The 9,359-nt window shown below is 65.4% G+C and carries 7 protein-coding genes and 2 riboswitches; of the genes, 1 reads left to right on the top strand and 6 read right to left on the bottom strand.

Annotated elements, in window-relative coordinates; translation table 11 throughout:
* Positions 1–194: 194 nt before the first annotated feature.
* From CWO91_RS29650 to CWO91_RS43350, 3 genes are all read right to left on the bottom strand, one after another.
* Positions 195–1,628 (bottom strand): NAD-dependent succinate-semialdehyde dehydrogenase, encoded by a 1,434-nt coding sequence (locus CWO91_RS29650; RefSeq protein ID WP_130218663.1) that lies wholly within the window; start codon positions 1,626–1,628, stop codon positions 195–197.
* A gap of 172 nt (positions 1,629–1,800) precedes the next feature.
* Positions 1,801–3,234 carry a PepSY domain-containing protein gene (locus CWO91_RS29645; RefSeq protein WP_130218661.1) on the bottom strand — a complete coding sequence of 478 codons (1,434 nt, stop codon included), beginning with the start codon at positions 3,232–3,234 and terminating at the stop codon, positions 1,801–1,803.
* Between the two features lie 15 nt (positions 3,235–3,249).
* The gene (locus tag CWO91_RS43350; protein ID WP_165405800.1) at positions 3,250–5,598 is read right to left on the bottom strand and encodes a TonB-dependent receptor; all 2,349 of its coding nucleotides are present in this window, start codon (positions 5,596–5,598) and stop codon (positions 3,250–3,252) included.
* A gap of 116 nt (positions 5,599–5,714) precedes the next feature.
* Positions 5,715–5,915: riboswitch (cobalamin riboswitch) on the bottom strand.
* Positions 5,916–5,987: 72 nt separating this feature from the next.
* On the opposite strand from CWO91_RS43350, the gene CWO91_RS29630 reads away from it, so the two are divergent.
* On the top strand, positions 5,988–6,560 hold the full coding sequence (locus CWO91_RS29630) for a histidine phosphatase family protein (protein WP_165405801.1): 573 nt from the start codon (positions 5,988–5,990) through the stop codon (positions 6,558–6,560).
* 6 nt (positions 6,561–6,566) lie between these two features.
* On the opposite strand, the gene cobT is transcribed toward CWO91_RS29630, so the two are convergent.
* The 3 genes from cobT to CWO91_RS29615 are packed head-to-tail and all read right to left on the bottom strand — an operon-like array spanning position 6,567 to position 9,102.
* Positions 6,567–7,619, bottom strand: a complete 1,053-nt coding sequence (cobT, locus tag CWO91_RS29625) for a nicotinate-nucleotide--dimethylbenzimidazole phosphoribosyltransferase (protein ID WP_130218655.1) — start codon at positions 7,617–7,619, stop codon at positions 6,567–6,569.
* Positions 7,620–7,629: 10 nt separating this feature from the next.
* Positions 7,630–8,379: a precorrin-6A synthase (deacetylating) gene (gene cobF, locus CWO91_RS29620; RefSeq protein WP_130218653.1), complete on the bottom strand. Its 750-nt coding sequence runs from the start codon at positions 8,377–8,379 to the stop codon at positions 7,630–7,632.
* A 45-nt stretch (positions 8,380–8,424) separates the two neighbouring features.
* A complete protein-coding gene (locus CWO91_RS29615) occupies positions 8,425–9,102 on the bottom strand; it encodes an energy-coupling factor ABC transporter permease (protein ID WP_130218651.1) in 678 nt (225 codons plus the stop codon).
* Between the two features lie 37 nt (positions 9,103–9,139).
* Positions 9,140–9,359: riboswitch (cobalamin riboswitch) on the bottom strand.

Raw genomic sequence — 9,359 nt, 5'->3', positions numbered from 1 at the left:
GGCTAATTAGCATCGGCGCCTGTTGAATCTGCTGCCGCACACTCCGCCCTCATCCTGAGGAGCCCGCCTCAAGCGGGCGTCTCGAAGGATGGCCGCAGGGAAGTCGCTTTCAAATGCGATTGCCTTGGGATCGATCGGGTTAGCCTTTGCAGACTGCGCCTCGCACAGTCGCAAGGCTAACCCTTACATCATTCTTACGCGCTCGCCTGGGTGACGAACTTCGTATTGAGGTAACCCTCGATCGCCTCGAGGCCGCCTTCGGAGCCGTAACCGGAATCCTTGATGCCGCCGAACGGCACTTCCGGCAGCGCGAGGCCATGGTGGTTGATCGACACCATGCCGCTCTCGATGTCGGAGCCGATCGCCTGCATCGTCTTGGTCGAGGTGGTGTAGGCATAGGCTGCAAGGCCGTAAGGCAGACGGTTCGCTTCCGCCACCACCTCGTCGTAGCTGCGGAACGAGTTGATCGGCGCCAGCGGGCCGAACGGCTCCTCGTTCATGATGCGCGCATCGCGCGGCACGTCGGTCAGCACGGTCGGCTCGAAGAAGAAGCCTTCATTGCCGAAACGCTTGCCGCCGGCCTGCACCTTGGCGCCGCGCTGGACGGCGTCGGAGACCAAGCCCTCCATGGCGTCGACGCGGCGCGGGTTGGCCAGCGGCCCCATGCGGGTGTCCTTGTCGAGGCCGTTGCCGACCTTGAGGCTCTTGGCCGCCGCCACGAACTTGTCGACGAAGGGCTCGTAGACGCTTTCATGCACCAAGAAACGCGTCGGCGAGACGCAGACCTGGCCCGCGTTGCGGAACTTGTTGGCCGACAGGATTTTTGCGGCGTTGTCGAGATCAGCGTCGGCGAATACGATCGCCGGCGCATGACCGCCGAGCTCCATGGTGACCCGCTTCATGTGAAGGCCGGCGAGCGCAGCCAGATGCTTGCCGACCGCAGTCGAGCCGGTGAAGCTGATCTTACGAATGATCGGATGCGGAATGAGATAGTCCGACACTTCCGCCGGCACGCCGAACACCAGTTGGACAACACCGGGGGGAATGCCCGCGTCGGCATAGGCGCGCACCAGCTCCATGCAGCTTGCCGGGGTCTCTTCCGGGCCCTTGACGATGATCGAGCAGCCGGCGGCGAGCGCGGCCGAGATCTTGCGCACGGCCTGGTTGATCGGGAAATTCCACGGCGTGAACGCGGCGACCGGGCCGACCGGCTCCTTGGTCACGAGCTGGGAGACGTTGCCCATCCGCGGCGGCACGATGCGGCCATAGGCGCGGCGGGCCTCCTCGGAGAACCAGTCGATGAGGTCGCCGGCCAGCATGGTCTCGCCTTGCGCTTCGACCACCGGCTTGCCCTGCTCCATGGTCATCACGGGCGCGATCTCGGCGGCGCGCGAACGGATGATGTCGGCCGCTTTTCGCATCAGCTTGTAGCGGTCGAACGGCGAGGTCTTGCGCCAGACCTCGAAGCCGGACTTGGCCGCCTCCAGCGCGCGGTCGAGGTCCGCGCGCGAAGCGTGCGGCGTCTTGCCGATCGGCCGGCCAGTGGCGGGATTGAGGATGTCCTCCGACTTGCCGGACGTGCCGTCGGTCCACTCGCCGGCGATGAACATCTGAACTTTCGGGTACATCCTTGGGGTCTCCTGCATGATTTTCGGTCTTCGACGGGTTGGCGCCGCCGCTTCGAGCGAGCGCAGAGCTACACCGAAAGGCGGCCGGCGAAAAGGCGTCAATGACGATGGGGGCCGCAAGGCATTGCTGACCTGCTCACCCGACCGTATCGAGCCGCAGTTGCGCCTTAATTCAGGTTGCCAGCGAGGACCGCAAGCGCCGCCAGCCAATGACGATTCCGGTGATGGAGAACGCCAGCCCGAGCGTACAGAGGCCGACGATCACGACATCACGCAGCCGCGGGTGGGCCAGCAAGACCGGGAAGTCGAGCGTGTGCAACGCGCTGTAAAGCCAGCGGTAGGCGCGCCGCGACGGATCCAGTCTTTGCAGCACGCCGCCGTCGGCGCCGTCGATGTCGAACCAGAGGTCGCCGCCACAGCGCGAGCGGTAGACCGGTGCACCCGGCATTGTGGATAGCGCGGGGTAGTCGTCGTTATCAGGAAGGACGGACGGTATACCACAGCCGTCTGCAATGCGTCCCGTCAGCCCCTGAATTTCGTGCACATCAAGGAATCCCGCCGGTCCATCGCGCGGCGCATCCCCTCTCCTGCTCAACGACTGACGACCGAGGGCACCCCGATCGCGCCGATAGACATGGCCGTTGAAGGCGAACCATTCGGCCTCGCGCGCCGCGGGAGATATTGGCTGCAGATCGAGCGATGGGGCTTCCCGCCAATCCGGCGCGGCGTTCATCAGGCCGGCCTCTGCCGGCGTCAACTGCCCGCGCGAGAACAGCCGCCCGTGATCCATCGAGAGCCAGCCGCTGAAGATCCAGGTCAGCACAAAGACGGTTGCTGCAAGGCCAATCAGGTGATGCAGCGCATGCCAGCCACGATAAGGTGTGGAGATTTGCCTCTTGTGAATCCTGATCCGCACGATCCCGAGCGCAGCACCCAGTACAGCCGCGATCAGGGCCAATAGCGATAGCAACCACACCAGCCGATCCCATAGCGCCCAGTTGCTTCTCAGGACGGTCGGATAGATCCAGTGCAGCACGCTGCCGACAAGGTTCCAGCCGCGCTCGCGCCGCGTCGTGTCCAAGACGGTCTCGCCGGTCGACGACGAGACGTAGACTTCCGTCCCGGCGGCATCGCCGAGGGCCACGCGAAACAGGGGGCGATGACGATCGAAGCCGTTCGGCACGCTCCACTGATCGTAATCGGCACGGCCGACAATCGTCGCATGCGAGACATTGATCTCGCGCTGGCGCGCATGAGCCTGCGCTATAGCCAGTGCGACATCAGCGGATTTCACTGACGCGTCGTTCCCGTCGGCCGCACGGATCGCGCGCTGACGCGTCGGCCCCGAGACGATGTAGACCGCGCCGTCGTTCCGCTGGAGCAGCCGAACGCGCGTGGCATCCGCAATCCCGCTCGCAGCAACGGCGTCCGCGACCGAAATCCTCGTCTCTCCGCCATGCACCGGCATGAGTCCGGCAAATCGCTCCGCTTCCGTCAGGGACGGAAACGGAACGAAATGCATCACGATTCCGCTCGCGAACCACATCGCGAACAGCAGGCAGAACGCGATCCCGAGCCAGCGGTGCAGCAGGACGATCGCGCTCATCTTATGCTCGACGCCTCACCATTTGAATGCCGCCGAGATCTCATAGGTGCGCGGCGCGCCCAGGAGGATCTGATCGGGGTAGAACGGATCGCCCCAGATCGCATAGCGCTTGTCGGTGATGTTGCGGACGCGGAAGGTCAGGCGCGCCTGGTCGACCGCATTGAACACCGTCTTGGGGATGTCGACGAAGGCATAGACGTCGGCCACCGTGTAGGCCTTCATCGTCACCACGTTGGCATCGGTGTTGTAACGGTCGCCGACATGACGGCCGGTGATGCCGAGCTCCACCGGCCAGGGCGTGAAGAAGCGCCAGGATGCGCCGGCATTGGCCACGATGCGCGGCACGTTCGGCGGCGTATGGCCGGAGAACGAGCCGCCAGCGAAATTGTAGTCGGCATAACGCGCATCGACATAGGCGATGTTGCCCCAGAGTCGCAGAGGATCGATCGGACGCACGGATGCGGCGAGCTCCACGCCCTTCGACTCCTGCCGTCCGGCGATGTTGAGCTGCATGCCGCCGGCTGCGGCATAGACGTTCTTGCGCACGATGTCGTAGGCGGAAAACGACCACTCCGCCCTGTTGTCCCAGAACAGATGCTTGACGCCGGTCTCATAAGTGCGTGCGGTCGTCAAATCGAGCGGCTGAGTCGGCCCGAGCAGGAAGATGTTGTTGGCGGAGATGTCCGCGCCGGTGGCGTACTGGCTGAAGAAGGTCAGGCCAGGAATAGCCTCCCAGGTATAGCCGATGCGTCCCGTCACCGGCGCCCAGTCTTTGGTGAACGGGAAGCCCGCGTTCACCAGACCGTTCTGGTCGGTCGAGTTGCGGTCGAGCCCGATATGCTCGACGCGCAGGCCGCCGATCAGCGCGAAGGTCCGCGTCAGCTTGAGTCGGTCCTCGAACGACAGCGCCTCGTTGTCGATGCGCGCGGTCTGCTGCTTGGTCGTGAGCAGCCCGTAATATCCGCGCACGGGGTCGACCAGTGAGACATAATCGTTCGGGAAGTTCGCCGCGCCCGGCCTGACGAAGTCGAGATAGCTCGACGACAGCGTCGTGACCAGGCGGTTGTCGAAACCCGCGATATTGGCGTCCCAGGTCAGGTCGGTGATGTTGCCGACAAGGCGCTGACTGTGCGCGACATAGAAGCGCTCGCGATACACTTGGTTATTCGTGGAATCGAACGCCTCGACCTCGTTGTTGAACCACGACCGCTCTGCACCATAGCCATAGGTTTGGCTCTTCAGCGTCAGGTCGGGCGCCAGCTTCAGCTCGAAGCCGCCGCGCAGCCACACCTCTTGCGCGACGTTGCGGTTGTCGAGGACGTTGTAATTGGTGTTGAAGGTACGGTCGTCGATCGTGACGGCCCCGAGGTCGGTCCTGTTGAAGTAATTGCCGGAGACGATGCCGCTCGTCGCGTGCGAGCCGCTGAAGGCGATCGGCACCAGCGGCGCACCCCAATAGGCCTTCGAGCGATCCTCCCTATATTCGATTGCACCCCAGATCTTGAGACTGTCCGAGATGCGGTAGTTGAGCTGGCCGGACGTGCCGAACGTCTTGACATTGGTGTCGTCGGCAAAGCCGTTGAGCGTGGAACGGCTGATGTCGAAGCGATAGTCCAGCCCCTGCACGTTGGTGCTGCCGCCCGAGCCGTAATGGGCGCGAAACGAGTTCAGCGAGTCCCAGGAGAAATCAGCTTCGTTCCGGATCGGTCCGGTATGCGGCTGCTTGGTGACGAAGTTGATGGCGCCGCCGGCGGCGCCCTCGCCCGAGATCAGCGAGGCCGGACCCTTCAGGAATTCCACGGCCTCCAGATTGGCGGTATCTGCGATCCGCGAGGTCATGTTCTGCGGACCGATCTTGATGCCGTTGTAGAGCGTGTTGATCTGGCTGTTGGTGAAGCCGCGCATCGAGAAGGCCGAAGGTTCAGCCGGGTTGTCGCCGGAGGTGACACCGACCGCACCCTGCGCCACCTCGGAGACGGTGCGATAGCCCTGCTCGCGCATTGTCTCGGCCGAGATCACCTCGACGGTCGCCGGCGTCTCGCGCACGGTGAGGCCGAGCCGCGAAGCGCTTTCGGCCACGGCATTGCTGTTGAGCGGCGTTGCTGCCGCGGCGGCCGGCACGACGGGCTTGGGCGCGGCCGTTGCTGTCATTGGCCTGCGCGCCGTTGCACGGCGGGCGCTCTGCGCTTCCCGGCCCGCCGGCTTGGCCTGCTTGCGGGATTGAGCGGGCGACACCTCGACCGGCGGCAGGGATTCACGGGCCTGCTGCGCTAGCGCGGCAGGTATATCGGCGGTCGCAAACGATGTAAGAGCCGCGGAGGCAAGCAGGAAGCGGCGCTGTCGGACAATGCGGATGGAAGACACGGTTCGAAACCTCGGTATGACGTCAGTGGCACGTCACAGCGAAACGAGGTCTCACCCTGGGCCTGTCAGCCGTCCGATGAAGCCGAATGTCTGTACTCCCCGACCGACATCTTCGCGTGTGACCACGGCTGACGGCAGGTCTCCTGGCTCGCGGGTCGTGACCGCTTCGTCGCCTTCCCGGGACCGAGGACCCAGTGGCTTCTGACGAAGGATTCACCGCTTACAGTTGCGGGGGCAGCCGCGGCATTGGGGCAATGTCCCCGCACCGCATTCCCTTTTCATCCCCTCTCGGGGAAACCGTCGAAGCCATCTAGGATTACGATCAAGACAGAGTCAATGTGCAAGCTGCGGCGTTATTGCCACAGCAACCAACTTCCTGGGAGATGAGCATGGAAGGCGACACCTTCCTCTGGCTGATACGGCATGCACCGGTCAACGGCGTCGCGGGGACGATCCATGCGGCTGACGCGCCAGCTGATCTCGGCGATCGCGCGCAATTGCAGGTACTGCGGCAGTGCTTGCCGCCAGGCGCTGCGAGCTATGTCAGCCCGTCGCGGCGCACGGTCGAGACCGCGCAGGCGCTGGGACTCGCGGCCGAGCTGATGCCCGAATTCAGTGAACAGGATTTTGGCGCATGGACCGGCCGTCGGCATGACGAGATCGGCGCAGCTGGCGACGAGGCCTATGCACAGTTCTGGAGCGATCCGGCGCGGGGACGTCCGCCGGGCGGCGAGAGCTTTGAGGATCAGGTCGCGCGCGTGCGGCTGGGGCTCTCGCGGGTCCGCGCCGGCTCGGCAACACTCGTCGTGCATTCCGGCACGATCCGCGCTGCACTCTGCATCGCGCTGGATCTGACACCACAAACCGCCTTGCGCTTCGTGATCGATCCGCTGTCGCTGACCCGGATCGACCGGCTCGCCACCGGGTGGCGCGTCGTTTCCGTCAATCAGCGGTTGGCCTGAGCCGGATCAGCCCGGGCGATCCGGTACATTGGCCTGCGCAAACGTCGCCATGCCGTTGTGGAGCGCGCAGGCCGACCGCACCAGCGGCAGCGTGATCGCGGCGCCCGATCCCTCCCCAAGCCTGAGATCGAGGCTGATCAGCGGCTGAACGTTCAGCGCACGCAGCACCAGCCGGTGCCCCTGCTCCGCCGATTGATGCGACGGCAGCAGGAACGGCCGGCACGACGGGTTGATCCGCATCGCCGTCAGTGCCGCCACCGACACGATGAAGCCGTCGATCAATACAGGGATGCGGCGTTGCGCAGCTGCGATGATCGCGCCGCAGATCGCCGCGATCTCGAGACCGCCGACAGCGCACAGGATGTCTTCGGGCGAAGCGCCCGCAATGCCATGGCGCGCAATCGCGGCATCGATCACCCGCACCTTGTGCGCCCGGCCGGCCGCATCGATGCCGGTGCCGCTGCCCGCAATCTCCTCGGCGCTGATGCCGAGCAGGCTCGCCGCAATCGCCGCCGACGTCGTGGTGTTGCCGATGCCCATCTCGCCGAAGATCAGGAGATCGGGCTGACCGACTTCCGCGCGTGCAACCGCACGCTGGCCGGCTGCGAAGGCGAATGCCAGTTCCGCAGGTTCGAGCGCAGCTTCCGCGCTGAAGTCGCGCGTGCCGCTGCGCGGCTTGTCGGTGACGACGCCCGCCATCTCGGCCTGCGCAAGCGTGCCGGCGTCGACCACCTCCAGGCTGGAGCCAAGCTCACGCGCCAGCACCGAGATCGCGGCGCCGCCGGAGGCAAAATTCGCCATCATCGCGATCGTCACGGCTTGCGGATAGGCCGACACGCCCTGCGCGACGATGCCGTGATCGCCGGCGAAGACGATGATCGGCACGCGCGCGGCACGAGGGGATACCGTCGCTTGCAGGCCCGCAAGCTCGATCGCGAGCTGCTCAAGCCGGCCGAGCGCGCCGGTCGGCTTTGTCAGTTGCGCCTGCCGCGCGATCGCCGCCTCGCGATGATGCGCGGAGATCTCGGGGCACTGTTGGTAGATCCATTCGGGGAGCATGCTGCCTCGCTTAACGCGTGCGCTTGAGAATGTAGCTGTCCATGATCCAGCCATGCCGCTCGCGCGCTTCCCGCCGCATTGCGACAATACGCGAGCCCACTTCGGCCAGCGCGCCGGACATGACGATCTGATCGGGCATGCCGAGATAGGCGCCCCACCAGATCTGAAGCCCAGCCGGATCGAGCGACTGGAACGCCGTGCCGCCGTCGAGCATCACCACCACGGTATCGGTGCCCTGCGGCCAGCCGCCGTCGCGCAAGCGCCGCCCCGTCGTGACCAGGAACGGCTCGCCGATGTCGTTGAGCGGCAGCGCATGCACGGCGCACAGCGCCTGGATCGAGGTGATGCCGGGCACGACCTCGATATCAGGCAAGGGATCGAGCCGCCGCGCAATGCGTAGCGAGGAGTCATAGAGCGAAGGATCGCCCCAGATCAGCAGCGCAACCTTGCCCTCGCCGGCGAGATGATTTGCGATCGTTTGCGACCAGGTCGCGGCCACGGCATCGTGCCAATCGTCCACGCCCTTGCGGTAGTCCGCCTCAGTCGCGTCACGCACCGGCAAGTCGAACTCGGCGATGCGCGTGCTCTCGCTGGTGAGCACATCCGCGCAGATCGTCCGCCGCAGATCCGCAAGATCGGATTTCGCCGTCCCCTTGCGCGGGATCAGGACGAGATCGGCGGCGTTGATGGCTTGGATCGCGGCGCGCGTGAGCTGCCCGGGATCGCCGCAACCGATGCCTATCAGGGAAAGCGTGAGCATCGCGAGCGCGAGGGGCGGCCGCGCCGGCCGCCCCTCGCTCGTCTCTTAAGCGGCGTTATGCAGGCGCGGCGTGACGAGGCCGGGCGCGGTGACGCCACGCAGCGACTTCGCCAGCGCCAGCACGGCGAGATCGGCGAGCGGCTCGATCACGATGACCAGCGCATAGGATGCCGCAAACGTCGCGATGTTGGCGAGGTTGGTCGCGCCGAAGCCGGAGCCATACAGCGCCCAGAACGCCACCCAGGCGACGATGCCGGACTGATAGGCGGTCGAGAGCGCCAGCGCCTGGCGGTATTGCAGATCGACGTAAGCCGTGTTGCGCGGAATGATCCGCGTCGCCAGCGCCTGGATCGCGAACAGCGGCACCAGGAGCGTGGTGACGTTCATGCCGTATTGCGGCAGGTCGGTCGGCACGAAGAAGACGCCCTGGAGCAGCAGGCCGAACGCAAGGCCGAAGGCGGCGGGCGCAGCACCGAACAGCAGGAACAAGGTCGAGCCCAGGATGAAGTGCACCTCGGAGACGCCGACCGGGAAGTGCGGCAGAACCTGGAAGAAAGTGAAGACGAGGCCGGTGGTGCCGAGGGTGCGCGTCGCGAACGAGCCGATGCCCTGCTCGCGCACGGTCTCGACCGCGAGTTTCAAGGCAACGCCGCCTGCGGCGATGCCGGTTGCGTAACTCAACACGAGCTTGGCGCCCGTCACGATCCCTGGTTCGATATGCATGGTTCAGATCCTTCCTGCCGTCACACCCGACGGCCTTGGCCTCAAAACGTGCAGGGCCGGTCTCCTGGCTCGCGGTTCACTGGGGTTCTCCGGCCTTCCCGTGCCTTGCGGCCCAGTGGCTGATCGGAGCCCCTCACCGCTTACAGTCGCGGGGGCGGCTGGGGTTTTGGACGCCGCAACTGGGTCCGCCCATCCCCATTCCCGATTATGCTCCGGCGCTTTGCGCCGCATCGAGCACCATGCCTCTCCTGTGTGCC

Origin of the sequence: Bradyrhizobium genosp. SA-3 (assembly GCF_004212635.1) — a bacterium.
Classification (GTDB): domain Bacteria; phylum Pseudomonadota; class Alphaproteobacteria; order Rhizobiales; family Xanthobacteraceae; genus Bradyrhizobium.
This window is presented reverse-complemented; position numbering and strand designations above follow the sequence as displayed.

Excerpts from the sequence above, each read along its gene's own strand:
- CWO91_RS29645 (WP_130218661.1), bottom strand. The coding sequence starts at position 3,234 with ATGAGCGCGATCGTCCTGCTGCACCGCTGGCTCGGGATCGCGTTCTGC.
- cobT (WP_130218655.1), bottom strand. The coding sequence starts at position 7,619 with ATGCTCCCCGAATGGATCTACCAACAGTGCCCCGAGATCTCCGCGCAT.
- CWO91_RS29615 (WP_130218651.1), bottom strand. The coding sequence starts at position 9,102 with ATGCATATCGAACCAGGGATCGTGACGGGCGCCAAGCTCGTGTTGAGT.
- cobF (WP_130218653.1), bottom strand. The coding sequence starts at position 8,379 with ATGCTCACGCTTTCCCTGATAGGCATCGGTTGCGGCGATCCCGGGCAG.
- CWO91_RS29630 (WP_165405801.1), top strand. The coding sequence starts at position 5,988 with ATGGAAGGCGACACCTTCCTCTGGCTGATACGGCATGCACCGGTCAAC.
- CWO91_RS29650 (WP_130218663.1), bottom strand. The coding sequence starts at position 1,628 with ATGTACCCGAAAGTTCAGATGTTCATCGCCGGCGAGTGGACCGACGGC.